Source organism: Aeromonas sp. sia0103 (assembly GCF_963895295.1).
Classification (GTDB): domain Bacteria; phylum Pseudomonadota; class Gammaproteobacteria; order Enterobacterales; family Aeromonadaceae; genus Aeromonas; species Aeromonas encheleia.
In genome coordinates, this window is record NZ_CAWQKG010000055.1 from 320,191 (window position 1) to 347,086 (window position 26,896).

Genomic DNA, 26,896 nt, shown 5'->3' on the forward strand with positions numbered 1-26,896 from the left:
CCTTTTGGCGAGGAAATGTGCGCATAACATGACGGACATTAATTTCTTGTTCAGTTCGACCGGTGTATAACGGTCATCCCACAGGAAGTATGGGGTGAGGCAACAGGGACAAACTGCCGGGTGAGGACCCTTGGGTCGTCATGACGGGTTCGCACTATGTTGACGGGAGTCAGACCAGATGCAGGACATGCTGCATGCCATATGGCATCAGGATTTTGAACAGCTTATTCATATGCAGGCCGTGGGTCTGCTCGTCACCTGCCTGGTGGTGATCCTCTTTCTCGAATCGAGTTTCGTCTTCCTGCCGCTGCCCGGCGACAGCGTGGTGCTGCTGGCCGGTGGCCTGGTCGGGCTCGGGGTGGTCGGCCTGGAAGTGCCGCTGCTCTATCTGCCGCTGGCGACCGGCTGCGGCAGTCTGATCGCCTATCTGCAGGGGAGGGCGCTGCAAGGCACCCGTTTCATGCAGAAGGTGGAGAAGGTGATCCCCGATGGCAGCCTGCCCAAGGCGACCCGTCTGCTGGAAAAATACGGCTTCTGGGCCATGTTCATCTCCCGCTTCATCCCCTTCGTCAGGGTGCTGACCCCCATGCTGATGGGGGTGGGTCATCTGGACAGGTTCAAGCTGGTGATGGCAAGCTTCGCCAGCGCCTTCCTCTGGGCCCTGGTGCTGGGGTTGGTGGGTCGCTTCGTCATGCTGTCTCCCTTCTTCGCCCAGTATCACGAGCTGCTGACCAAGTGCCTGCTGATGACCTCGTGCGTGCTGTTTGTGGTCGCCGTCGCCACCATCGTCTTCCGCTTGTGCAAGCGCTCGAGCGATCGGGCCAGCTGATCCTCCCCCGCGGTGGGCCGCCTGGCCCGCCGCACTTTTGCCTCGTCGCGCGCGTTCAATCCAGCCTCTGGCCGAGGGCAAGTCTGGCCGGCGGGCGAGGCGATCGCGGTGGCTCGCCATCTCCCCTCCCGAGCACAATGAAAATACAGGCCATTTGAGGCGGAATTTGTGACGCCTATCTGTTACACTTCGCGCCCGCCATTTTCCGGCTCACTCTCTGACGCTATGTCAGAATCAGCCGTCCTTGGCCGCAAGCCTCGCCGATGCCGCGCCACAAGCCGGCTCAAGCCACTTAAGCCAACTACAGCCCAGCTGGAACACAGGAACCCAATATGAGATTTGAATCGTTCGATTTTGCCCCCGAGATTTTGCGCGCCATCTCAGATTGCGGTTATCAGGAGATGACCCCTGTGCAGCAACAGGCGATCCCGACCATCCGTCGTGGTAGCGACGTGCTGGCCAGCGCCCAGACCGGGACCGGCAAGACCGCCGCCTTCGCGCTGCCGATCCTGCAACGCCTGCTGGACAAGCCGGCCGAGCTGCAGCCGTCCAACGCCCGGGTGCTGATCATGACCCCGACCCGCGAGCTGGCCGAGCAGATCACGAACAACATCAATGACTTCGCCAAGTACCTCGAGATCACCGTGCTGACGCTGGTGGGCGGTGGCAAGCAAGACGTGCAGGCCAAGAAGCTGAAAGCGGGCGCTCACATCATAGTGGCGACCCCGGGTCGTCTGCTGGAGCACCTGACCGCCTGCAACCTCAGCCTCTCCGGTGTCGAGTGCCTGGTGCTTGACGAAGCGGATCGCATCCTCGACATGGGCTTCAGCGCCGATGTGCAGCAGATCCTGCAAGCGGTCAACAAGCAGCGCCAGAACCTGCTGTTCTCCGCCACCTTCTCCGACGCGGTGAAGAAGCTCGCCAACCTGATGCTGGACCGCCCGCAGATCATCAGCGTCAACAAGCAGAACTCCACCGCCGACACCGTCAGCCACACCGTCTATCCGGTGGAGCAGAAGCGCAAGCGCGAGCTGCTGTCCGAGCTCATCGGCAAGCAGAACTGGCAACAGGTGCTGGTGTTTGCCAGCACCCGCGAGAGCTGTGACGTGCTGGTGGAAGAGCTGAACCTGGATGGCATCAAGGCCGCCGTGGTGCACGGTGACAAGGCGCAAGGCAGCCGTCGCCGCGCCCTGCGCGAATTCGTGGAAGGCAAGGTGCGGGTGCTGGTGTCCACCGAGGTGGCCGCCCGTGGGCTGGATATCCCGGATCTGGAGTACGTGGTCAACTACGATCTGCCGTTCCTGGCCGAGGATTACGTCCACCGCATCGGCCGTACCGGCCGCGCCGGCAAGAGCGGCATGGCGATCTCCTTCGTCAGCCGTGAAGAGGAGCGCACCCTGATCGAGATCGAGGCACTGATCGGCCAGAAGATCCGCCGCATCATGGTGCCGGGCTACGAGGTGAGCAGCCGTGACGAACTGATCCAGCAACTGCATGAGCGTCGTCGCTTCGGCAAACGTCCCCAGCGTGCCGACAACGCCGCCGCCCAGGCCATGGCGGAGTCCAAGCTGCAGGGTCAGCGCCTCAAGCGCCTGGCGGCCGCCAAGAAGCCCCGTCAGTCGAAATAAGCAGGCAAGCTCTGCGCGGGGGCCAGCAGCCCCCATCCCGTAAAGGCGCCAGTGGCGCCTTTACGCTGTTGATGACCCGCCCGTCTCTCTGAGGATCCGTGATGACCCCTCCCAACTACAATCAGGCCCTGTTCGACATGGCCACCCAGAGCCTGGCCGAGCTGGCGCGCACCGCCGAGCAGAAGGCCGGCAAGCGCACTCCCGCCCAGGAGAGTCACTTCCTCTGCACCTGGATGGCGGATTCCCTCAAGGAGAAGCGCTTCTCCCGGCTGGTGATGGAGGATCTGAAAGGCTGGATCCAGCAGGGCCGTACCCTGGGGGCCGGCGCCGATCTCAAGGGGCTGCTGGAGCGCATCGTCTGCCAGTACGGCCGTGCCATGGCGGTGCCCGAGCAGCTGGGCGCCAGGCTCGCCACCCTGCTGGCCGAGCTGGAAGAGGCGGGTTGGTTAGTGTTTACCGACAGCGAACTGGACGCCAAGCTGCGGCTGCTGAGTCAGGGTCAGTCCAGCCTGGTGATCTCGGCCAGCGAGTATCAGGGGCATATCGCCGAAGGGGAGCTGCTCAAGCCGCTGACCCTCTATGTGCGCGGTGACGAGAAGCAACTGGCACAGGCGGCCTTTGCACAGGGCCTGCTGCTGAGCCAGGGCGACAAGAAGGCCACCCTGGTCAAGCACCACAAGGCGTATCGACTGGTGCCCGCCAATGCCCAGCCCGCCCTGGCGCTGCTGGCCGAGGCCAGTGCCTGACGACGTTGTTCTGCTCGCCCCTATGACCCCGGCCCTGTGCCGGGGTTTTTTATGGCCAAAAGGCAGGGCAGGGACGAGTGACGGGGCGACGCCTTCATCTGTTTTTTCCCCCAATGCTGTCGCAGGGCGAGGGGGTTGCGAGGTGCCCCCTCCGATGGGGGGCGTCCCCCATATGGTGAGATGGTGGCGCAAAACTTCTGCTCTAGGGTGAGTGGGCCCCAAAGAGGGCCTTAGGGAAGCAAACCGCCTGATGGCGCTACTCAATGAATGAGGAAACATGATGAAAGCAACTCCAATTGCCCTGCTGCTGGCCGCGATGCTGGCCTCTCCGCTCTGCGCCGCCGGGCTCGATGCCAGGCTCACCCTGGTGGATGGCGGCACGGACGATGTGCGCGTCAACCTGACTCTGACCAACACGGGGGATAAGCCCATCCGTCTGCTCAACTGGCAACTGCCGGGCAGCGAGGACGCGCCCCTGTTCCTGGTGGAGCGCGATGGCCAGCGAGTCGGCTACGAGGGGGCCCTGATCAAGCGGGCGGCACCGACCGACAAGGACTTCCAGCAGCTCAAGGCCGGTCAGAGCCTGACGCTGCAGGCCGAGGTGTCCGGCCTCTACGACATGAGCGCCCAGGGCCAATACAGCATCCGCTACCGGTTGCCGACCCTGCCGCAGGAGGCGAAGGCCGCCAAGGCCAAGCAGGCCCAGGCCAGCGAGTCCAACGCCGTCAGCCTCTGGGTGGAGGGGGTGAACGATGAGCGGGTGCAGGCCAAGGCCGCTCCCCTGGTCGAGCCGCAGGCCATCACCGCCTCGGTCAGCTTCAGCGGGCGCTGCACCAACACCCAGAAGAGCGACATCCTGACGGCGCTGGATGCAGCCGGCACCATCAGCAACGACTCCAGCAGCTACCTGGCGGTGGACAAGCCGAGTGGCCAGCGCTATCGCAGCTGGTTTGGCGCCTATGATGCCTCCCGCTGGGATCAGGCCGAGACCCACTTCAGCAAGATCAAGGATGCAATAGACAACAAGCCGCTCACCTTCGACTGCGGCTGCAAGCAGAGCTACTTCGCCTACGTCTATCCGGATCAGCCCTACAAGGTCTACCTGTGCAAGAGCTTCTGGACCGCCCCCGTCACCGGCACCGACTCCCGCGCCGGCACCATAGTCCACGAGCTGAGCCACTTCAACCTGGTGGCAGGGACGGACGATCTGGGTTACGGTCAGGCCAATGCCCGCAACCTGGCGAGCACGGATCCGCTGAAGGCGCTGGGTAACGCCGACAACCACGAGTATTTCGCCGAGAACACCCCGAGCGAAAACTGATCTCTTGATCGGGGCCGCGAGGCCCCCTTTTGAAGGAAGGAGGCGCCATGATGACGCTCTTGCTGACTACGCTCGCGCTCGCCCCCCTGAAGTGCGAACTGTCGGTGCAGGCCGAAAGCCGGGTGAACGAGCCGCTGCCCCTGGTGATGACCCTGACCAACCAGGGGGAGGGGCCCATCGAGGTGTTGAGCTGGTTCACCCCGTTCGAGGGCTGGTTCGCCGATGCCATCGATCTCACCCTGGCGGATCGGCCGATAGCCTATAAGGGGCCGCTCGCCAAGCGGGGCAACCCCGGCGCCGACGACTTCTTCATCCTGGGTGCCGGCCAGCAGAGCCGGGCGGATGCGGAGCTGACCCAGGTCTACGACTTGTCGCGCCCCGGGGTCTATCACCTCAGCTACCGCGCCCAGCCGCTGACCCTGACCCAGGGGGTGGCGCCGCTCTGCCCCGCCATCAGCTTCAGCCGTATCGCCGCGCCCTAAGCGGCGCTGCGTCCCGTCGCGTCCAGCAGCCCCACAGCGCGGGCAGCGACCGCCAGATAATGGGGCGAGCGCGCCCGCTCCCGCCAGCAGCAGTGCACCAGCTTGATCACATGATCGTCCAGGCTGACCAGCGCCCGCGGCAGCACCAGCTCCCAATCCAGCCCTGTGGTATCCGGCCAGCGCTGAGCGTGCAGCGCCGGCGCCCCGACCGTGATGTAGGCGGCGGCCACCCCCTGCCACATCAGCGTTTGCCAGGGGGCTTGCAGCGCCTCTGGCAGGTGGCGCGCGACTATGGCGGCGGCCCGGCTGCCGGTCACCAGATGCAGCACTGTGAAGTTGCGGGTCTGCCAATAGAGGGGCAGGGCGGCCTCGGCCAGCTGTGCCAGCACATCTTGCCCATCAGCGAGGCTGCGTGGCAGCGAGCCTGGCCAGCGCGGATCCGCCGCCACCTGCCGCAGGCGGGCGGTGATCCACTCGCCCTGCCAGCGCGATCCCTCCCAGTGGGCCGACAGCCCGGCCAGCAGGCGGGTGACGTCCCGGCAGGGCGCCCCCTCCCCGGCAGGCAGGATCAGGGCCTTGCACTGCCAGGCGGCCAGCGCCGCCGCCTGCTCTCCCACATGGCCATTTTCCAGCGCGTAGGCGAAGCGGATGAGGGGGTGAAAGGCGCCCCCCGCGGGTGAGCCGCGCCGCGCCAGCAGCTCTTCGAAGCTGGGCAACCAGCCCTCTTTGGCGAAGCGGAGCACCAGCTGCTGGCGCAGCTCCACGAACAGGGTCTCCGCTTCTTCGCCCTGATTGTTCACCCCGGCCGGCAGGGCCTGGGTGGTCTGCCAATGGGTGAAGAAGTGCTGCAACTGTTGGGGACTGGCCCCCATCTCGTGCAGGGCGTGCAGCGCCATGGGGCAGTGGTTGGTGGTGTCCCGGCCATTGAGGGCGAAGGTCTGGTTGGCATCGAGCAGGGCATGCAGGTAATCCATAAGCGTTTGACTCCTTTTATGAGGGGAGACAGGATTGTGCAAGTTAAAGCTAACTTGAGGTCAAGGGTGAAGATGCAGCGCAAGTGGTTGGCCATCGGCCAGATAGTCAAACGCTCAGGCGTCAACGCCAGCGCCCTGCGCTTCTACGAGCAGCGGGGCTTGCTGAGCAGCGTGCGCAACGACGGCGGGCGGCGCCTCTATCCGCAGGATGCGCTGCGTCGCATCGCCTTCATCCGGGTGGCGCAGGGGATGGGACTGAGCCTGGGCGAGATTGGCGAGGCGCTCGCCGGCCTGCCCGATGGCCGCACCCCGGATCGCGGCGACTGGGAGCAGATCGCCAGCCAGTGGCAGGGGCTGCTCGATCGGCGTATCGAGGCTCTGCAACTGATGAAGCGCAAGCTCACCTCCTGCATCGGCTGCGGTTGCCTGTCACTCGATCACTGCGCCCTCTACAACCCGGCCGATCAGGCCGCCGGGCAGGGCAGCGGCCCCCGTTATCTGCTGGGGGATGTGCCGCCATCCGGCGAGTGATCAGAAGATGATAAACATGAACGCTGGCTCGGCATCTGGTGCGCCGAGGCCCCCGTACTTGCCCATCCCTATTTGTTGACCCATCCCCTCGCCATCTTCGTTAGTCATTATCTTGCTTAATATCGCCATATTTCATGGTTCGATAACGGCACCCCCCGCGTTATGTTTTGTCCATGCCGTCAACACCGCATCAATATCGGGTTATTACGATGGCGTCGGGAGCCCTGAATAATAATCACATGGCTTCATCCTATTATCCTTGGCAAGAAGTTGGATGCTCATAAATATAACGAGGTAAATAATGAAACATTTGCGATCCCTGTTTTTATTAGCCGCGCTTCCCCTGGCCGTGATGACCTCGGCCGAGGCCCAATCCAGTCTTGCCTCTATCCAGAGCGCCGGGGTGATCAAGATAGGCACCGAAGGCGCATACCCCCCGTTCACCTATCACGACAAGAGCGGCAAGCTGGTGGGCTTTGATGTGGAGATCGGCGAACTGATCGCCAGCGGTCTCGGGGTCAAGCCGGACTTCGTCGAAGGCAAGTGGGATGGGCTCATCGCCGGGGTGGATGCCAGGCGCTACGACCTGGTGCTGAACGAGGTGGCCATCACCCCGGATCGGCTGAAAAAATATGATTTTTCAGATCCTTACATCATCTCCAAGGCGGTGGTGGTGGTGCACAGCGACAACAGCAGCATCAACAGCTTCGCGGATCTGAGGGGCAAGAAATCCTCCCAGTCCCTGACCAGCAACTTCGCCCAACTGGCGAAGGCATCGGGGGCCGAGGTGGTGGCCACCGAGGGCTTCAACCAGTCGCTGGAGCTGGTGCTGAGCGGGCGGGTGGATGCCACCATCAACGACAGTCTCTCCTACCTGGACTTCAAGAAACAGAAGCCGGATGCCAAGTTGAAGGTGGCGGCAACCGAGGCGAAGGGGGATCAATCGGCCGTGCTGCTCGCCAAGGGACAACCGGAATTGCTGGCCGCCATCAATCAGACGCTGCGCACCGCCAAGCAAGACGGCAGCTATCAGAAGATATCGCTGAAATATTTTGGCACTGACGTCTCGCAATAATATCGCGGCAACATAATAACAATCGAGGAAATTAACGTGCCAGCCTGGTTGCAGTTAATGATCGACTCTTTTTGGCCCCTGCTCAGCGCGGGGCTTATTTTTACCGTGCCATTGACGCTGATCACCTTCGTGCTGGGAATATTGCTTGGATTTCTGGTGGCACTGGCAAGGCTGTATGGCCCGGCTCCCCTGATTGCGCTGGTCCGCTTCTATGTCTGGCTCATTCGGGGCACGCCACTGCTGGTGCAGCTGTTCCTCATCTTCTACGGCTTGCCGAGCGCCGGCATAGTGCTGGATGCCTTCACCGCCGCGGTCATCGGCTTCACCCTCAACATCGGCGCCTACAGCTCGGAGATCATCCGCGCCACCCTGGCGGCTATCCCGAAAGGGCAGTGGGAGGCGGCCCACTCCATCGGCATGAACTGGCCCCAGGTGATGTGGCGGGTGATATTGCCACAGGCGTCGCGCATCGCGGTGCCACCGCTCTCCAACACCTTCATCTCGCTGGTCAAGGACACCTCGCTGGCGGCGGCGGTGACGGTGCCCGAGCTGTTCCAGGCCGCTCAGCGGCTCGCCTCCGTCACCTATGAGCCGCTCATCCTCTACACCGAGACGGCCATCATCTACCTGCTGTTCAGCTCGGTGCTCTCCACCCTGCAAGACTGGCTGGAGCGCAAGTTGACTCATAAAGAGACCCGGGAGGTCGCCCCATGATCCGGTTGAGTGGTATCGAGAAGCAATTTGGCGGCCAGCGGGTGCTGAAGGGGGTTGGTCTCGCGCTGGCGGCGGGCAGCGTCACCGCGCTGATCGGTCCCTCCGGCAGCGGCAAGAGTACCCTGCTGCGCTGCGTGAATCTGCTGGAGCGGCCGGATGCGGGGCGACTGGTGCTGGGGGGGATCGAGCTCGACTTCTCCCATCACCTGCCGCGCCAGAGCGTGCTGAGCCTGCGCCAGCAGACTGGCATGGTGTTCCAGAACTTCCAGCTGTTTCCGCACATGACGGTGCTGGAGAACGTGATCGAAGGCCTGGTGACGGTGCTGAAGTGGCCGAAGGCCAAGGCGGTGGCGCGTGGTGTGCTGTTGCTCGACAAGGTGGGGCTCAGCCACAAGGCCGAGGCTGTGCCCGCCACCCTCTCCGGCGGCCAGCAGCAGCGGGTCGCCATCGCGCGGGCACTGGCCCAGTCACCCAAGGTGCTGCTCTGTGACGAGCCGACCTCGGCACTGGATCCCGAACTCGCGTTGGAGGTGGTGGCCGTGCTGCGCCAGCTGGCCCGCGAAGGCACCACCATGCTGATCGCCACCCATGATCTGCGCCTGGCGGCCCAGATAGCGCAGCAGGTGATCTTCCTCGAAGCGGGGGAGATAGTGGAGGCGGGCAGCGCGCAGCAGATGTTCACCACCCCCAGGCGAGCACGCACCTTCGAGTACATCTCCACCCTGACCGAGCGGTTGCCGGAGAACTGGAGCATCTAGTGGCCGCCGTGGTGAACGGGTGGTTAGCCACCCAAAAAAACAGCCCCGCAGATGCGGGGCTGTTTTCCTGGGGGAGGTGAACCTTGGATGGCAGATTAAACGGCCAAGTAGTCCATGATCCCCTCGGCGGCCTTGCGGCCCTCGTAGATGGCGGTCACCACCAGATCCGAGCCGCGCACCGCGTCGCCACCGGCGAACACCTTGGGGTTGCTGGTCTGGAAGGCATAATCCGCTTTCTCTTGGGCCTTGATGCGATCCCGGTTGTCGAGCTCGATGCCGTATTCCGCCATCCAGGGCTGGGGGTTGGGCTGGAAGCCGAACGCCATCACCACCGCATCGGCGGCCAGCACCTGCTCGGAGCCTGTCACAACCACCGGATTGCGACGGCCGTTGGCATCGGGGGCTGCGAGCTCGGTGCTCACCACCTTGATGCCGCAGGTGCGGCCATGGGCATCGAGCTCCACGCCGATGGGCTGCAGGTTGAACATAAATTCCACCCCTTCCTCGTGGGCGTTCTTCACCTCCCGCTTGGAGCCCGGCATGTTCTCGGCATCGCGACGGTAGGCGCAGATCACCTTGTCCGCACCCTGACGGATGGCGGTGCGCACGCAGTCCATGGCGGTATCGCCACCGCCGAGCACCACCACCTGCTTGCCGGCGAAGTCGATGTAATCGGCCTGCGCCTTCTCAAAGCCCAACAGTCGGTTGGCGTTGGAGATGAGGTAGGGCAGGGCGTCATACACGCCGGGCGCCGTCTCATTCTCGAAGCCGCCCTTCATGTACTTGTAGGTGCCGACCCCGAGGAAGACCGCATCGAACTCACCGAGCAGATCGGCGAAGGTGACATCCCGGCCCACCTCGGTCTCGAGGCGGAACTCGATCCCCATGCCCTCGAAGATCTCGCGCCGGCGCTGCATCACCTCTTTTTCCAGCTTGAAGGAGGGGATGCCGAAGGTCAGCAGGCCGCCGATCTCCGGATACTTGTCGAACACCACGGCGCTGACACCGCTGCGTGCCAGTACGTCGGCGCAGGCGAGCCCGGCCGGGCCGGCGCCGATAACGGCGACCCGCTTGCCGGTCTTCACCACCTTGGAGAGATCCGGGCGCCAGCCCATCTCGAACGCCTTGTCGGTGATGTATTTCTCGATGTTGCCTATGGTGACGGCGCCGAATCTGTCGTTGAGGGTGCAGGCACCCTCACACAGCCGATCTTGCGGGCAGACCCGGCCGCACACCTCCGGCAGGCTGTTGGTCTGGTGGGAGAGCTCCACCGCCTCCAGGATGCGTCCCTCGTTGGCCAGCTTCAGCCAGTTGGGGATGTAGTTGTGCACCGGGCACTTCCACTCGCAATAGGGGTTGCCGCAGTCGAGGCAACGATCCGCCTGCATGCCCACCTGGGCCTGGTTGAAGGGCTCGTAGATCTCCACGAACTGGATCTTGCGGATCTTGAGCGGTTTCTTCGGCGGGTCGACCCGCTGGACATCGATAAACTGGAATACGTTCTGGCTCATAGGGTTCCCTCCTTATTGCGCCTGGATTCTGAGTTCTGCACTAGAGCGGCTGGTGTGACCAAGCAGGGACTTGACGTCGCTGGACTTGGGCTTGATCAGCCTGAACTTGGGCACATAGGAGTCGAAGTTGGCCAGTATCTCCTCGGCGCGCGAGCTGCCTGTCTCGTTCAGGTGCGCCGTGATGATGCCGCGCAGGTGCTCCTGATGGATGGCGAGATCCGCCACGTCCAGCAGTTCCACCAGCTCGGGGTTGGTGCGCTTGGCAAAGTTGCCGCACTCGTCCAGCACGTAGGCGAAACCGCCTGTCATGCCCGCCGCGAAGTTGACGCCCGTGGTGCCGAGTATGGTGACTATGCCGCCGGTCATGTATTCACAACCGTTGTCGCCTATCCCCTCGACCACCGCCAGGGCGCCGGAGTTGCGCACCGCGAAGCGCTCGCCCGCGGTGCCTGCGGCGTAGAGCTTGCCGCCGGTGGCGCCGTAGAGGCAGGTGTTGCCTATGATGGCCGCCTCATGGGACTTGAATGCCACGCCGACGTGGGGTTTGACCACAAGCTTGCCGCCGGTCATGCCCTTGCCCACATAGTCGTTGGCGTCGCCGGTGAGTATCATCTCTAGGCCGCCGGCGTTCCAGACGCCGAAGCTCTGGCCCGCGGTGCCGTTGAAGTGGACCCGAACCGGATCGGACGCCATGCCCTGGTTGCCGTGGCGCTTGACGATCTCGCCAGACAGGCGCGCCCCCACCGAGCGGTCGGTGTTGCGAATGTCGTAGCGGAATTCACCGCCCGACTTGTGCTCGACCGCCTCCAGCAGATCTTCCACCATCTTGAGGTTGAGCGGCCCCTTGTCGAAGGTCGGGTTGTGCTGCTGGCTGAACAGGCTGGAGCCTGCCGGTGCCACCGGGCTCGCCAGTATGCCGGAGAGATCCAGCTTGGCCTGACGGGCGGTGAGGCCGGGCAGGGCCTCCAGCAGATCGGTGCGACCGATCAGATCCGTCAGCTGGGTCACCCCCAGCTGGGCCATCAGCTCGCGGGTCTCTTCTGCGATGAACTTGAAGTAGTTCATCACCATCTCCGGCAGGCCGGTGAAGTGCTCGCGGCGCAGCTTCTCATCCTGGGTGGCCACGCCGGTGGCGCAGTTGTTCAGGTGGCAGATACGCAGATATTTGCAGCCGAGCGCTACCATGGGGCCGGTGCCGAAGCCGAAGCTCTCGGCGCCGAGGATGGCCGCCTTGATGATGTCCAGACCGGTTTTGAGACCGCCGTCCACCTGTAGCCGCACCTTGTGGCGCAGGCCGTTGGCCACCAGGGCCTGTTGGGTTTCGGCCAGGCCCAGCTCCCAGGGGGAACCGGCGTATTTGACCGAACTGAGCGGGCTGGCGCCGGTGCCGCCGTCATAACCGGAGACGGTGATGAAGTCGGCATAGGCCTTGGCCACGCCACAGGCGATGGTACCGACACCGGGCTCGGAGACCAGCTTGACCGACACCAGGCAGTCCGGGTTGATCTGCTTGATGTCGAAGATGAGCTGGGCCAGATCCTCGATGGAGTAGATGTCGTGGTGCGGCGGCGGCGAGATCAGGGTCACGCCGGGCACCGAGTAACGCAGCTTGGCTATCTGGGCGGTGACCTTGTCACCGGGCAGTTGGCCACCCTCGCCGGGCTTGGCGCCCTGGGCCACCTTGATCTGCACCACGTCCGCATTCATCAGGTAGTGCGGGGTGACGCCGAAGCGACCAGATGCCACCTGTTTGATACGGGAATTCTTCTCGGTGCCGAAGCGCTTGGGATCTTCACCACCTTCGCCGGAGTTGCTCTTGCCGCCGAGCCGGTTCATGGCCACCGCCAGCGCCTCGTGCGCCTCAGGGCCCAGCGCGCCTATGGACATGGCGGCGGAGTCGAAGCGGGGGAACAGGCTGGCCGCGGGCTCAACTTGATCCAGCGCCACCGGGTTGGTGCCCTGTTTCAGGGCGAGCAGATCGCGCAGGGTGGCGACCGGCCGCTCATTGACCAGCTTGGCGTATTCCTTGTAATCGGCGTAGTTGCCGGAGCGCACCGCCACTTGCAGGGTCTGCACCACATCCGGGTTGTAGGTGTGATACTCGCCACCGTGGACGAACTTGAGCAGGCCGCCCTGAGTGAGCTCCTTGCGCGCCAGCCAGGCCTGGCGGGCCAGGTTGACCTGATCCTGCTGGATGTCGCCAAAATCACTGCCCTGGATACGGCTGGCGACGCCGCGGAAGCACAGCTCGACCACGGATTGGGAGAGGCCCACCGCCTCGAACAGCTGGGAGCAGCGGTAGCTCGCCACAGTGCTGATGCCCATCTTGGACATCACCTTGTAGAGGCCCTTGTTGATGCCGTTGCGGTAGTTGAGCATGGCCTGGCGCAGGCTCATCTTGAGCACGCCTTCCTCGACCTGCTTGGCGATGGTCTCGTAGGCCAGATAGGGGTAGATGGCGGTGGCGCCAAAGCCCAGTAGCACCGAGAAGTGGTGCGGGTCGCGCACGCTGGCGGTCTCCACCAGTATGTTGGCGTCACAACGCAGGTTGTTGTCGACCAGGGTGCGTTGCACCGCGCCCACCGCCATGGCGGCGGGGATGGGCAGGGTATCGGCACTGACGTCCCGATCCGACAGGATCAGCAACACTGTGCCGGCCTGGGCGGCGGCCTTGGCCTCCTCACAGACGCGGTTGAGCGCAGCTTCCAACCCCTCTTCGGGCTGGTAGTTGAGGCTCAGCACCGCATGACGGTAGTGTTCCCCCTCCAGCGCCAGCAGCTGATGGAAGTCGGAGTAGAGCAGGATCGGCGACTGGAACAGCACCCGGTGGGCGTGGCCGAAGGTCTCGTTGAACACGTTCTGCTCGCGGCCGATACAGGTGGCCAGCGACATGACGTGATTTTCCCGCAGCGGATCGATGGGCGGGTTGGTGACCTGGGCGAACATCTGGCGGAAGTAGTCGTACAGGGTACGCTGGCTGGAGGAGAGCACCGCCATCGGGGTGTCATCCCCCATGGAGCCCACCGCCTCCTGGCCGTTCTCGCCGAGCACGCGGATGATCTGATCCAGCTCCTCGTAGGAGTAGCCGAACAGTTTTTGATAGGTCTTGAGTTGATCGTCCGAGAACTCGCGGGCGCCGGTGCTGGCGTCATCCATCTGCTCGAACGGCACCAGCCGTTTGCAGTGCTTGTCCATCCACTGCTTGTAGGTATGACGGCTCTTGAGATCGTCATCGATCTCGAAGCTGGTCCACACCTTGCCGTTGCTGGTATCCACCACGAACAGCTCGCCCGGGCCGACCCGGCCCTTCTCCAGCACCTCGTCCGGGGTGTAGTCCCAGGTGCCGACCTCGGAGGCGAGGGTGATGAACTTGTCCTTGGTGATGACGTAGCGGGCCGGGCGCAGGCCGTTACGGTCCAGCGCACAGGTGGCGTAGCGGCCATCGGTCATGACGATGCCGGCCGGGCCATCCCAGGGCTCCATGTGCATGGAGTTGAAGTCATAGAAGGCGCGCAGATCGTCATCCATGTTCGGGTGCTTCTGCCATGCTGGCGGGATCAGCAGGCGCATGGCGCGGAACAGGTCCATGCCACCGGCGAGGAAGAGATCCAGCATGTTATCGAGGCTGGAGGAGTCGGAGCCGGTGGTGTTGACGAAGGGGGCCGCCTCTTGCAGATCGGGGATCAGCGGGGTGGCGAACTTGTAGCTGCGCGCCTTGGCCCACTGGCGGTTGCCGGCGATAGTGTTGATCTCGCCGTTGTGGGCGAGATAACGGAAGGGTTGCGCCAGCGGCCAGCGCGGGCTGGTGTTGGTGGAGAAGCGCTGGTGGAACACGCAGATGGCGGCCTGCATGCGGATGTCTGCGAGATCCAGATAGAAGCGCGGCAAATCCACCGGCATGCACAGTCCTTTATAGACGGTGACCAGGTTGGAGAGGCTGACCACATAGAAGTAGTCGTCGCTGATGCGCTTCTCGATGCGGCGGCGCACTATATAGAGGCGGCGCTCGAGATCCTTGTCGACCCAGCCTGGCGGCGCGTTGACAAAGACCTGTTCGATGCTGGGCAGGGAGGCCTTGGCGATGGGACCGAGCACATTGGTATCGATAGGCACCTTGCGCCAACCGACCAGACTCAAGGTCTCTCTTTCCAGCTCCTCGTCGATGATGTCGCGGGTCTGCTGGGCCAGGACGGGGTCCGGGTTCAGGAACAGCATGCCGACCGCATAGTTGCGGCCCAGGTGCCATCCCTTCTCCTCGGCGACAGCCCGATAGAAGCTGTCCGGTTTTTGCAGCAGCAGGCCGCAGCCGTCGCCGGTCTTGCCATCGGCGGAGATGCCGCCGCGGTGCTGCATGCGAGCCAAGGCTGACATCGCGAGACGGACAAGTTTGTGGCTGGCTTCCCCTTCCATGTGGGCCAACAGGCCGAAGCCACAGTTATCCCTCTCCAGCTTTGGATCATATAGTGACATTGCATTTCTCCCTTGCTCGGCCTTCCATCGCACTGTCATCAACAGACTGCATAAATTGCGATTGGCTCTTGTGGTTCCGTCCGCCTGAGGTGGCGAATCTCCAAACTAATGGGATTTTCGGACAAGGTCAATTGGACATCCGGACTGTTTGCAATGTTACATCGTCATAACAAAATGTCGGTTTTAGAGTGTTTAGGGGGAATTATCTCAATAAAAATCTTTAAGATTTATATATTGTGGTTTTTTATGCTGATAACTTTGGCTTTAGTGGTCGACTGCATCGTGCCGGTGAACTGTAGTAATCTTACCAACCCATGGGTCATGAGGTCTGGCAGGGATCACATTTCGGCATTCTTCATCTTGCATTTATCTCCATGCGGGCTATTGAAGAAATTTCAATGTCTTACATAGAGTTATGAGATCCATTTCGGCTCTTCTCTCATCATGCATGTCGACGCTATGGTTTCCAAAAGTACCCTGAACCCCCAGTTGGCGGATACTTATTCGGTATATGATGAATATTTATATGTTTTTGGTTCCCGGCTTCGCTTGATCCAGCTCAGCCTCCCGACTGGCTCCCGCCCGTACAATGGCGCCCCTTTAGCGGAGGTGTCATGCAGTTACACGAACTCGTCAATACATTCGGCCAGGATCTCAAGCAGCGGCACGGCCAGAAGATCCACAAACTCTCCATTCACGGCGCCTTCACCTGCCCGAATAGAGACGGCACCCTGGGGCGCGGTGGCTGCACCTTCTGCAACGTCTCTTCCTTCGCCGACGAGTCGGCCCAGCAGCTCTCCGTGGTGCAGCAACTGCTGGCCCGCCGGGACGAGGTCACCCGGGCCAAACGCTACCTCGCCTATTTTCAGGCCTATACCAGCACCTATGCCGAGGTGGAATACCTGCAGCGCATGTATGAGGAGGCGTTGTCGGTCAGCGACATGGTGGGGATCTGCGTCGGCACCCGCCCCGACTGCGTGCCGGATGCGGTGCTGGATCTGCTGGCCGGCTACCAGGCTCGAGGCTATGAGGTGTGGCTGGAGCTGGGCTTGCAGAGCGCCAGTGACAAGACGTTGCAGCACATCAACCGGGGTCACGGCTACGCCGCCTATGCCGATGCGGTCCAGCGGGCCCATAGCCGTGGCATCAAGATCTGTGCCCATCTGATCGTCGGCCTGCCGGGGGAGGTCCCCATGGACAGCCTGGACACCTTGCATCGCATCGTAGAAACGGGGGTGGAGGGGATCAAACTGCATCCGCTCCATGTAGTGGAAGGCAGCACCCTCGGCAAGGCCTGGCAGGCGGGGCGCCTCGAGGTGTTGACGCTGGAGCAGTATGTGGAGGCGGCGGTCGCCATGATCCAGCACACGCCGCCCGAGGTGGTCTATCACCGCATCTCGGCCTCGGCCCGTCGTCCGACCCTGTTGGCACCGGTCTGGTGTGAAAACCGCTGGACGGCGATGGCCGGCATTGCCAGCGAATTGGCCCGCTCTGGCGCCCAGGGATCTTGCCTTGGCAGACCCTTCTCGCTCGCCGGCGTTAATGAGTTGTCACTCTAATTTCATTAAAAAAACAGGGGGTTATTAGATGAAATTCAGTCTTTGCAGTATAGTTTCATTCAAGTCGCCTTGATATGATGGTCGGCTTGAAAAAGATATTGTCATCAATAATTTTATTTCCTAACCGGACAGAGGTTCTTGCACTTGATGTCGCATTCTCATCGTCATCGGGCGCCGAGCATGGACCATCGCTGCCCGGCTTGATGGTATTTGGGTCTGGCGATGACGAGTGACGTCATCGCCCTGTGCGCTAATTTGGTTGTCGGCTTTCGGTGACGGGATCCCTGCTCTGTTATTCAAGAGGTCGCCGGCATAATCAGGATGGCGATATTTCCCCGCGACAACCGTCTCAATCATGTTTTGACAGGATGCTATGCAAGCAGAAACTAGCCGAATCGATGAGCTATTGGAATGCCTGGTCTTCTTGACCCGCTTTTATGGCGTGCCCAACAGTCAGGATGCCCTGACCACGGGATTGCCATTGGTATCCGGTCGCCTGAGTACCGCGCTCTTCTCCCGCGCCGCCGAGCGTGGCGGCCTCTCTGCCCGTGAAGTGATCCAGCCGCTCGAGAACATCTCCTCCTTGCTGCTGCCTTGCGTGCTGCAGACCCGCAACGGCGGCGCCTGCATCCTGCTGGAGTGGAATGAGGACAGGACCCAGGGCAGGGTGATCTTTCCCCAGGCCGGCGATGCGGCCCAGTGGGTCAGCCTGGCCCAGCTGGGTGACGAATACAATGGCCGGCTGTTCTTCGTCAAGAAGCAGTTCAAGTTCGATGAGCGCTCCCCCAAGGTGCTGGAGACCCGCGACGGTCACTGGTTCTGGAGCACCCTGTTCGAATCCCGGGGCATCTATCGGGATGTGCTGATCGCCTCCATCCTCATCAACCTGTTTGCGGTGGCCAGCCCCCTGTTCACCATGAACGTCTACGACAAGATAGTACCCAACCTGGCGTTCGAGTCGCTCTGGGTACTGGCGGTGGGCGCCATGGTGGTGTTCACCTTCGACTTCGTGATGCGCCAGCTGCGCAGCTACTTCATCGATATCGCCGGCAAGAAATCCGATGTGCTGCTGTCGGCCAAGATCTTCGCCAAGGTGATGGGGATGAAGATGGAGTCCCGTCCCGCCTCGACGGGGGCCTTCGCCAAGCATCTGCAGGAGTTTGAATCGGTGCGGGAGTTCTTTACCTCGGCCACCGTCTCCACCCTGATTGACCTGCCCTTTGCGATCTTCTTCCTGTTCATCATCTGGCTCTTCGCCGGAGTCATGGTGGTGGTGCCCATCGTCGCCATGCTGATCCTGGTGGCGTACAGCTTCTATATTCAGGAGCCGCTCAAGCAGTCCATCGAGGAGGGCTCCCGCCTTGCCTCCCAGAAGAACGCCAACCTGATCGAGAGCATCTCCGGCCTTGAAACCGTCAAGATCTTCGGCGCCGAGAGCATGTTCCAGCATCGCTGGGAGCAGGCGGTGTCCCACATCTCCACCTGGGGCGTGCAGACCCGCCGCATCACCAACTCAATGTCATCGCTGGCGAGCTACATCCAGCAGGTGGTGACCGTGGGCCTGGTCATCGTCGGGGTCTACCAGATCTCGGAAGGACTGGTGACCATGGGGGGCATGATCGCCGCTGTCATGCTGTCGAGCCGGGCCATCGCGCCCATGGTGCAACTCTCCGTCCTCTCCACCCGCTACAACCAGGCCAAGTCTGCCCTGGATATCCTGGAGAAGATCATGATGACGCCGGGTGAGCAGGAAGAGGGCAAACAATACATCCATCACCCCGTTATCTTGGGCCGCATCGAGTTCGAGAACGTCTCCTTCAAATACCCGGGCATGGAAAGCAGCACGCTGCACAACATCAATCTGCGTATCGAGCCGGGTGAGAAAGTCGCCATCATAGGCCGGATCGGGGCGGGCAAGACCACGCTGGAGAAGCTGTTGATGGGGCTGTATCGACCAACTGATGGCCTGGTGCGGCTCGATGGCTTCGAGCTGGATCAGCTGCCGCCGGCGGCCATTCGCCGCAACATCGGCTGTGTGCCGCAGGATGTGACCCTGTTCTTTGGCTCGGTGCGAGACAATATCATGCTCGGCAACCCGCTGGTGGACGACATGCGCGTCTTGCGGGCGGCCAAGCGCGCCGGGGTGACCAATTTTACCAACCGGGATCCCAATGGCCTGGACAGGCAGATCGGTGAGGGCGGACGCCAGCTATCCGGTGGCCAGCGTCAGGCGATCCTGCTGGCCCGTGCCCTGCTCAACGATCCCCCCATACTGGTGATGGACGAGCCGACCTCCAATATGGATAACCAGTCGGAGATGCACGTGAAACAGGAACTGGCACGGCTGGGGCCGGAGACCACCCTGATCCTCATCACCCACAAGACTTCCATGTTGGACGTCGCCTCCAGGGTCATCGTCGTGGAGCAGGGACAGATAGTGGCCGATGGGCCCAAAGAAGTGGTATTGCAACAACTAAAGGAAGGCAAGGTGCGAATGCAGGAGACGGCCAATGCCTAAAAACTGGTTCAAGAAAACGGCACCAGACGCTGTTCTGCCAGAGCATCTCGAGTATGTCGACGATGGCGCCGCCGCCGTTCTGCTGACCACGCCGACCCGGGCCAGGGCACTGCTGTGGTCCTGCTTCCTGTTCTTCATGAGTGCCATCATCTGGGCCGCCTGGGCGGAGCTGGATGAGGTCACCATAGGTCAGGGCAAGGTGATCCCGTCACGTCAGCTGCAGGTGATCCAGAACCTGGAAGGGGGGATCGTCAAGGAGATCTTCGTCAGGGAGGGGGACATAGTCGAGAAGGGGCAACCGCTGCTGCGCATCGATGATACCCGCTTCAAGTCTGACTTTCGCGAGCGTGAACAGGAGCTGGTGATCCTCAAGGGCGACATCGCCCGTCTGCGTGCCGAGATCAAGAGCGTGGTGGTCAAAAGCGAACCCAATCTCGGCTGGCGTGAGCAGGTGGTCATCGATAAGAAGCCCATCGTCTTCCCCGACGGGTTCGAGAACGTCTTCGCCGAATATGTGACGCGTGAGAAATCGGTCCAGGATGAGCGGCTCAATAACCTGAACAACCAGCTCTATATCCTCGGCCAGCAGATCGAGCAGAAAGAGCAGGAAACCATAGAGCTCAACGCCAAGATCAGAACGGTGGCGCGCAGCGTGGATCTGGCTCGCCAGGAGTTGAACATCAGCCGCCCCCTCGCCAAGGAGGGGATAGTGCCTCAGGTTGAACTGATCAAGCTGGAGCGACAGGTCAATGAGATGCAGGGGGAGCTTGAGGCCAATCGCCTGCTCATCCCCAAACTCAACTCGGTGCTGCGGGAGACCATTTCCAAGCGCAACGATATCGCGCTGAAGTTCCGCGCCGATTCACAGACCGATCTCAACGAGCGGCAAGGAAAACTAAGCCAGCTGTCCGAGGGGCAGGTCGGGCTGCGAGACAGGGTCGATCGGACCAGCGTGATCGCGCCGCTCAAGGGCACCATCAAGAAGCTCAAGATCAATACCCTGGGTGGGGTTGTCCAGCCTGGCATGGATCTGATGGAGATAGTGCCGCTGGAAGATACCCTGCTGGTGGAAGCCAAGGTATCGCCCAAGGATATCGCCTTCCTGCGACCTGGGTTGGAGGCCGTAGTCAAGATAACCGCTTATGATTTCACCGTTTATGGAGGCTTACATGGCAAGGTCGAACAGATAAGTGCCGACTCGATCCAGGATGAAGAAGGCAACTCCTTCTATCTGGTCCGGGTCCGCACCGAGAAGAGTTACTTGGGGGATGAGCTTAACGCACTTCCCATCATCCCCGGTATGTTAGCCAGTGCAGATATTATTACTGGTAAAAAAAGTGTCCTAGACTATTTGCTAAAGCCCATCCTGCGGGCTAAGCAGTCGGCACTGAGAGAACGATAAGCCAACAATCTAAAAACAACATGACTGGAGATAACATGAAGAAGACGATTGTTGCCATGCTGGTTAGTGGCGCAGCACTGTTTCCGAGCCTGAGCCAGGCTCAAACACTGGAACAGTCAGTGGCACAGTCACTGGCTACCCATCCGAAAATCAAGGAAGCTTTTGATCTCTATCAGGCGCGACTGTACCAGCACGATGGAGCCAAGGGCGGCTACTACCCCACCATCGATCTGCGGGGTGGCGTCGGTTATGAAAAGACCGATAGCCCCTCGACCCGTGCTGCGGGTAACAACTCACAGACCATCGATGATTCCATGACCCGCAAAGAGGCCGGGATCAGCCTGCGCCAGATGTTGTTTGACGGCTTCGATGTCAGCAGCAACGTGGCCCGGACCGATGCCGCAGCCAATGCCCAGCGTCTGGCCATGATCTCCGAAGCGGAGAACACCGCGCTGCGTACGGCCGAGGTGTACCTCAACATGCTGCGTCAGCAGGAGATTCTGGAGCTGTCCAAGCAGAATCTGGAAACCCACGAGCAGATCCGCAGCGACATCCAGAAGCGGACTGATTCAGGTCTCGGCTCTACCGCCGACCAGACTCAGATCGATGGTCGTGTCGCGCGCGCCTACTCCAACCAGGCCGCGGCCGAGAACAACTATCGGGATGCCGAGAGTGAGTTCATCCGGGTCGTGAATGAAGTGCCCAAGGATCTGGTGCAGCCGGCGCCCAATACCCAGATGATCCCTGCCAGCCTGGAGGATGCACTGAAGACGGCCACCGAGGTACACCCGACTCTGCTCTCTTCCCTGCAGGATATCGAAGAGGCCAAGTACCAGCATGAAGGCTCCAAGTCCGGCTTCTATCCGAACGTGGCCTTCGAGGTGGATCAGAACTGGAATGAGGACATAGACGCGGTCAAGGGCCGTAACGATGACCTGACCGCCATGGTCCGGATGCGTTACAACCTGTTCCGTGGCGGTTCCGATCTGGCCGAAAGCAAAGCCACCTCGGCACTCTACTCCCAGGCAAAAGACATCCACCTGAATGCCTTCCGCCAAGTGGAAGAGGGTACTCGCCTGGCTTGGAACGCCAAGGAGTCACTGGCCAAGCAGAAAGTCTTCCTGAAAGAGCACGTGGACGCCAGCTATGACACCGTGCAGGCGTACAAGAAGCAGTTCGGCCTGGGCCAGCGGACCTTGCTGGACGTGCTGAACACGGAGAACGAACTGTTCGAGGCTCGCCGCAGCTACATCACGGCCGAGTATGACTCCCTGCTGGCGGATTACCGCATCCTCAATGCCATGGGGGGGCTGCTCAATGCCATGAACGTGCAGCAGCCGGCCGACTGGCAGGCCAACAACAACTGATGGCGATCGCGCTGATGTGATGTCGAGGCGAGGAATGACTGCAGCTTGCTGCAGTCATTCCTTTCCGCTTTCAGTTTTCAACAGATAACAATCATGAATGCCGCAGGGGAATGATGTGACATTGTGGTGGAAGGCAAGCGCGTGTGAGATGCCTTGGCCGGCTTGGTGCATCTGCCCATCCCTGCGTTGGCTGCGCCATCTGCTGTGGTTGTGTCTGCTTTCGCTCCCCCTGCTGCTGTGTGCCAGCCAACCATTGTCATCCGACGATCTCAAACTGGTGCAGAGGGCGGAGCAAACTTACGGCGCACGTGCAGGCAAACGGGTCACCAGCTGGCGAATGCTGGCCGTACAGAATCAGGCAGCCGGCCTGTCGGAGCGGCAGAAGCTGGAGAAGGTGAACCAGTTTTTCAACCAGATGCGTTTCATCGATGATATCAAGCTGTGGCGCAAGAAAGATTACTGGGCGACCCCGCTGGAATTTCTGGGGGCCGCCGGCGGTGATTGTGAAGATTTCAGTATTTCCAAGTATTTTACGCTGCTGGAACTGGGCATTCCGGATGAAAAAATGCGAATGGTATATGTCAAGGCATTGGATTATAACCAGTTTCATATGGTTGTTGCCTATTATGAGACGCCCGCATCTGTCCCTCTGATCCTGGACAATCTCGTCGGTGCCATTCGCCCGGCCAGCCAGCGGGCGGATCTGATGCCTATTTACAGCTTTAACGGTAGTCACTTGTGGTTGATGAAGGCGCGTGGCCAAGGGGAACTGGCCGGACAGTCATCACGCTTGGGATTATGGACTGATTTACGCAATCGCATGACTTCAGGGCGATTGGCTCGGCCTGTGGTGAATTTGGATGATTAACCTATGACGCTCTACAGACAATTACTGGCAACCATGTTATTACTGTTCGGGTTGCTGTTTGCTGCCACCTACTGGGTGCAGTTCAATTCGACTCGCAACTATCTGGCACAGCAGCAGGAAACTACCGTCATCAATACTTCCACCGCACTGGGTCTGGCGCTGACGCCTTATCTGGAGAACGGGGACAAGGTGAGTGCCGAATCCGTCATCAAGGCCGTGTTCGACGGCGGCTACTACAAGCTGGTGCGGCTGGATCTGCTGGCCTCCAAGGATGTCATCGAACTCGAGAACAGCAGCGATATCCAGGGAGTGCCGCAGTGGTTCATCGAACTGGGTCTGTTTCCTGAGGTATCCAATGAATCTATTCTGACCTCGGGCTGGCTGCAGCTGGGCAAGCTGAAGATCGTGGGTCACCCGGGGCAAGCCTATTACGAACTCTGGAAGGGGATGAGCGAGCTGGCGACCTGGTTCCTGGTCGGATTCCTGCTCACCACCATCCTGCTGATGCGGGCGCTCAACTACCTGCTCAAGCCGCTCAAACTCATCTGCGATCAGGCGGTCGAGATAGAGCTGCACCATTTCGGGCATGCGATCCCCGAGCCAAAAAGCCGTGAACTGAAACAGGTGGTGCAGGCCATCAATACCCTCTCCAGCAAGTTGGCACTTCAGTTCAAAGAGCAGGCTGATGAGGCCGAGAACCTGAGGGCACGGGTCTATGTGGACGCCGTCTCCGGGCTCGGTAACCGCTCCTATTTCGTCGGCCAGGTCAATGCCTGGATCGCCGAGGCTGGTCAGGGTGGCGTCATGCTGGTGGCTGTCGACATGCTGGATGATCTGTACCGTGAAGAGGGCTTTGCCGCGCGGGACAACATGGTCAAGTCCATCGCCCAGGTTCTGAAAGAGTTGCTGAAAGGTTGGGATGGGGCGGCGCTGGCCCGTATCTCGGCCACCGAGTATGCCTTGCTCTGCCCGACCGATGATCTGTCGCAACTCAAGGATCTGGCGGAGCTTATCAATAACCGCATCGCCGATCTGGTCGTCAATCCCATGGGTGAGGCGGGAGCGCTCTCCGTGATCGGCATCGCCGGTCGTGATGGTGATGACGATCTTTCCGCTCTGTTGACCAAGGCGGACAATGCGCTTGGCAAAGCACGCAACGAGCGGCGCGGCGCTGTCGTCATGGAAGGGGGAGCGGATCAGGGGCTGATGGGACGCCTGGCCTGGCGTGACCTAGTACAGGATGCGATCGCCCGGAACCTGTGGCGTTTCAAGGCACAGCCAGCCTGTCGCTTCGACAACGGGGTGCGCCTGCACGCCGAGTTGTTTGCCTCTATCTCCCGTGATGGAACCGACTACTTTGCCGGCCAGTTCCTGCCTGCCATCGAACAGTTCAAGCTGGGTGGCGAGTTCGATCAGGCGGTGCTGGAGGCTTGTGCCCCGCTGCTCAGGCAGCAACCCGATCTGGTGCTGGCCGTCAACATCACGGCGGGCTCCCTCTGCTCCGATGAATTCCTGACGTGGCTGAGGGGGTATCTGGGCCTGCATGCCGAGTTGAAAGAGCGCTTGCTGTTCGAAATTCCCGAGGCCGCCATCATGAAACACAAGGAGCAGGTGACCGCCCTGGTGAATGTGCTGCAGGAGCATGGCTTCCAGTGGGGGGTCGATCACTATGGTCGCCACTTCCAGTCCCTCGGTTATCTGGAGGAGCTGTCACCCGCCTATGTCAAGGTGGACCATGGCTATACCAGCCAAGTCATGGAGCCGGGTGCCGACACTTCCTTCCTGGCGGCCGTCTGCCGTGCCGCACACAATGCGGGCGTCACCACCATTGCCACCCGTGTGGAAGATCAGCAGCAGGTTGAAGTGCTTTCCAAACTGCACATCGACGGTTATCAGGGTTTCGTCCATCCGGCGTTCCCGCTGTCATAAGCGGTGTTCTCGATCCCGAAAAGGCCCCAATGTGGGCCTTTTTTTATACCCGTTTAGAATAAGTCTGGCCATTTCCCCACAGTACATCAACACGAGATCCAAAAGAGGCTTTGTTAATTTATTGATTTGGTTGTGTAAAAAAACATTGTTCGATTCACTGCATCGGATGGAGCTGAACAGATTCAATGTTGTACTTTTTTGCAACTGAAACGTACCGGGGACCTATCTAAGGTGTATCCATCAAGATCTGTCACTCTGGAGCAATGGATATGCGCACCCAAATCATCGACAAAACCGTCGTCGTCTCTTCCGTGGAAGGCAATGTTCAGATCCTGCTTGCCGATGGCAGCAGCCGTCCTCTCCAGCCTGGCGAGATATTACAACCGGGAGCCAAGCTCAATATTGCCGACGATGCGAAATTGATGTTGGCACCCTACGATGACAACCCCGGGCAGGCCGCAGCCGCCCCCGCCGAGACAGATATACCGGCCGAAGGGCAACCCTCATCATCGGCCGAGAACAGCAACCTCCCTCCAGAAATTGCGGCCTTGCAACAATCCATTCTGCAAGGGGTTGACCCGACCAAGAGCTTCGAGGCTTCAGCTGCGGGTGGCGCTCCTGCCGCCGGTGGTGGCGGCGGTGGCATTGGCGGGGTCGCCGGGGCCAGCGGTAACGGTGGTTTCGTGACGATCGAGCGGATCGGTGATGCGACCATAGCTGCCGCCGGGTTTGATACCAGCCATGATGCCCTGACGGTGCAGAATCTACTGCAGGAAGATGATCTCCTGCCTGAGAATCAGCTCGATGATCAAGATGAGCCAGCCGTCACTCAGGAAAATCAGGCCATCAGTGGCGATCTACTGCTCAACAGCACCAATCCTGATGGTCCTTTCGCGGCCTCTATCGTCTCATATGACTGGGGGGCTAACCTTGGCATCCCGGCCGGTGTGGCTGTTACCTTGGTCGGTATAGGCACATTAATCATCAATGCCGATGGTACTTTTACTTTCACTCCGACCTTCAACTATACGGGTCCTGTTCCGCCGGTGAATTACACAGTGACCGATGGCGAAGACACGGACACATCAACGCTGGCCATCACTATCACCCCGCTGGATGAGCCTGTTTCTCTGGGGGGATTGCAAGTCGAGGGGGGTGAGCTTGTCCTGAATGAAGCCTCTTTGGTTGATGGCAGTGCCCCCAACGCAGCGGCCCTGACCCAGGGTGGTACCTTTACCTTCAATGCGGCGGACGGTGTCCAGAGCCTGACGCTGGGTGGCGTCACGCTTATCAGCAACGGTCAGGTCATCGGTGGTTTCCCGCAGGCGATCCTTGGCCCTCTGGGCAATCAGCTGCTGGTCACTGGCATCAGCTATAACCCCGTGACCGGAACTGGCAGCGTCACCTACAGCTATACCCTGAGCGATAACGAGGCTCACACTCAGCCTGCCAATGACACTGCGCTGACCGAAAGTTTCAACGTTGTGCTGACGGACAGCGATGGTGACAGCACCAGTGCCAGCCTGGATGCCGTGATCCTGGACGATGTTCCGAGGGTGGCCCTGGTTCCTGGTTCCGGCGAACTGGGTGTATTCAGTGTGGATGAGAGTGTGCCGCAGCTGGGTGGCGTGGGGGGCGATGGCATTGCCAGCGCCACCCTGACGGCGGCGCTGGTGCAAGCTCAGTTCAGTCATGCCTTTGGGGCGGATGGAGCGGGTAGCATCGGTTACAGCTTGGCACTGAGCGGCAATAACGTGGCAAGCGGCCTCTATGCGGTCGATCCGCAGGCAGCCAATGGCCAGGGTGCCCAGATAGTGCTCAACCAGGTCGGCAACGTCATCACCGGCAGTGCCAACGGGGTGAACTACTTCACCTTGACCATCAATCCGGCCACCGGTGCCGTTACCCTGAATCTGCTGGACAATGTCTGGCATGGCAACACCGGCAACCCGGATGACAGCATCAGCCTGACGCTGAACAGTGGTGTGCTGACCTTGGTACAGACCGTGACCGACACCGATGGCGACAGTGCCAAGGCCAGTCTCGATCTGGGTGTCAACGGGACCTTCCGCTTCGAAGACGACGGTCCGACCCTGACGGTGGAGGCCAATGGCGAAGCCGTGGCAGCGCTGGCGGTGACGCTGGATGAAACTACCGGTGCGGCCGACCACTATGCCAATGGCGAAGGGGCCGATGGCTATGTTAACGACGATG

General features: G+C 61.0%; 19 protein-coding genes. 16 read left to right on the top strand and 3 right to left on the bottom strand.

Going from position 1 to position 26,896, the window contains the following annotated elements; translation table 11 throughout:
• The first annotated feature begins 178 nt into the window (after positions 1-178).
• The 5 genes from AACW18_RS17515 to AACW18_RS17535 all read left to right on the top strand — a co-directional run bounded on the left by AACW18_RS17515 (position 179) and on the right by AACW18_RS17535 (position 5,006).
• Positions 179-829 (top strand): DedA family protein, encoded by a 651-nt coding sequence (locus AACW18_RS17515; RefSeq protein WP_042654711.1) that lies wholly within the window; start codon positions 179-181, stop codon positions 827-829.
• A 332-nt stretch (positions 830-1,161) separates the two neighbouring features.
• Complete coding sequence (locus AACW18_RS17520) at positions 1,162-2,457, top strand: DEAD/DEAH box helicase (RefSeq protein WP_218291874.1); 1,296 nt, start codon at positions 1,162-1,164, stop codon at positions 2,455-2,457.
• Between the two features lie 101 nt (positions 2,458-2,558).
• Positions 2,559-3,203: a DUF2913 family protein gene (locus AACW18_RS17525; RefSeq protein WP_218389373.1), complete on the top strand. Its 645-nt coding sequence runs from the start codon at positions 2,559-2,561 to the stop codon at positions 3,201-3,203.
• 277 nt (positions 3,204-3,480) lie between these two features.
• Positions 3,481-4,524 carry a M35 family metallo-endopeptidase gene (locus tag AACW18_RS17530; RefSeq protein WP_218389374.1) on the top strand — a complete coding sequence of 348 codons (1,044 nt, stop codon included), beginning with the start codon at positions 3,481-3,483 and terminating at the stop codon, positions 4,522-4,524.
• 47 nt (positions 4,525-4,571) lie between these two features.
• Positions 4,572-5,006, top strand: coding sequence for a protease (locus tag AACW18_RS17535; protein WP_218389375.1), 435 nt, complete (start codon positions 4,572-4,574; stop codon positions 5,004-5,006).
• On the opposite strand, the gene AACW18_RS17540 is transcribed toward AACW18_RS17535, so the two are convergent.
• Positions 5,003-5,980 (bottom strand): questin oxidase family protein, encoded by a 978-nt coding sequence (locus tag AACW18_RS17540; RefSeq protein ID WP_218389376.1) that lies wholly within the window; start codon positions 5,978-5,980, stop codon positions 5,003-5,005. The genes AACW18_RS17535 and AACW18_RS17540 overlap by 4 nt on opposite strands.
• A gap of 72 nt (positions 5,981-6,052) precedes the next feature.
• On the opposite strand from AACW18_RS17540, the gene soxR reads away from it, so the two are divergent.
• The 4 genes from soxR to AACW18_RS17560 all read left to right on the top strand — a co-directional run bounded on the left by soxR (position 6,053) and on the right by AACW18_RS17560 (position 9,058).
• Complete coding sequence (gene soxR / locus AACW18_RS17545) at positions 6,053-6,511, top strand: redox-sensitive transcriptional activator SoxR (RefSeq protein WP_218328180.1); 459 nt, start codon at positions 6,053-6,055, stop codon at positions 6,509-6,511.
• 301 nt (positions 6,512-6,812) lie between these two features.
• A complete protein-coding gene (locus tag AACW18_RS17550) occupies positions 6,813-7,586 on the top strand; it encodes an amino acid ABC transporter substrate-binding protein (protein ID WP_218328179.1) in 774 nt (257 codons plus the stop codon).
• A gap of 57 nt (positions 7,587-7,643) precedes the next feature.
• Positions 7,644-8,300 (top strand): amino acid ABC transporter permease, encoded by a 657-nt coding sequence (locus tag AACW18_RS17555; RefSeq protein ID WP_218389377.1) that lies wholly within the window; start codon positions 7,644-7,646, stop codon positions 8,298-8,300.
• Positions 8,297-9,058, top strand: a complete 762-nt coding sequence (locus AACW18_RS17560) for an amino acid ABC transporter ATP-binding protein (RefSeq protein ID WP_218389378.1) — start codon at positions 8,297-8,299, stop codon at positions 9,056-9,058. Before AACW18_RS17555 ends, AACW18_RS17560 begins: the two co-directional genes overlap by 4 nt.
• A 95-nt stretch (positions 9,059-9,153) precedes the next feature.
• Here the strand turns inward: AACW18_RS17560 and AACW18_RS17565 are convergent, their stop codons facing one another.
• Both AACW18_RS17565 and gltB read right to left on the bottom strand, forming a co-directional pair.
• A complete protein-coding gene (locus tag AACW18_RS17565; RefSeq protein WP_218389379.1) occupies positions 9,154-10,569 on the bottom strand; it encodes an FAD-dependent oxidoreductase in 1,416 nt (471 codons plus the stop codon).
• A 12-nt stretch (positions 10,570-10,581) separates the two neighbouring features.
• On the bottom strand, positions 10,582-15,039 hold the full coding sequence (gltB, locus tag AACW18_RS17570; protein WP_218389380.1) for a glutamate synthase large subunit: 4,458 nt from the start codon (positions 15,037-15,039) through the stop codon (positions 10,582-10,584).
• A 614-nt stretch (positions 15,040-15,653) separates the two neighbouring features.
• On the opposite strand from gltB, the gene AACW18_RS17575 reads away from it, so the two are divergent.
• The 7 genes from AACW18_RS17575 to AACW18_RS17605 all read left to right on the top strand — a co-directional run.
• On the top strand, positions 15,654-16,598 hold the full coding sequence (locus tag AACW18_RS17575; protein ID WP_218389381.1) for a TIGR01212 family radical SAM protein: 945 nt from the start codon (positions 15,654-15,656) through the stop codon (positions 16,596-16,598).
• A gap of 373 nt (positions 16,599-16,971) precedes the next feature.
• The gene (locus AACW18_RS17580; RefSeq protein ID WP_218389382.1) at positions 16,972-19,116 is read left to right on the top strand and encodes a type I secretion system permease/ATPase; all 2,145 of its coding nucleotides are present in this window, start codon (positions 16,972-16,974) and stop codon (positions 19,114-19,116) included.
• A complete protein-coding gene (locus AACW18_RS17585; RefSeq protein ID WP_042654725.1) occupies positions 19,109-20,518 on the top strand; it encodes an HlyD family type I secretion periplasmic adaptor subunit in 1,410 nt (469 codons plus the stop codon). Before AACW18_RS17580 ends, AACW18_RS17585 begins: the two co-directional genes overlap by 8 nt.
• Positions 20,519-20,553: 35 nt before the next feature.
• Complete coding sequence (locus AACW18_RS17590) at positions 20,554-21,885, top strand: TolC family outer membrane protein (RefSeq protein ID WP_042654726.1); 1,332 nt, start codon at positions 20,554-20,556, stop codon at positions 21,883-21,885.
• A 148-nt stretch (positions 21,886-22,033) separates the two neighbouring features.
• The gene (locus AACW18_RS17595) at positions 22,034-22,753 is read left to right on the top strand and encodes a transglutaminase-like cysteine peptidase (RefSeq protein ID WP_218389404.1); all 720 of its coding nucleotides are present in this window, start codon (positions 22,034-22,036) and stop codon (positions 22,751-22,753) included.
• Positions 22,754-22,756: 3 nt separating this feature from the next.
• Positions 22,757-24,682, top strand: coding sequence for an EAL domain-containing protein (locus AACW18_RS17600; protein WP_218389383.1), 1,926 nt, complete (start codon positions 22,757-22,759; stop codon positions 24,680-24,682).
• Positions 24,683-24,951: 269 nt separating this feature from the next.
• Positions 24,952-26,896 (top strand): retention module-containing protein (locus AACW18_RS17605; protein WP_256351930.1); only part of this gene is annotated, 1,945 nt, incomplete at its 3' end.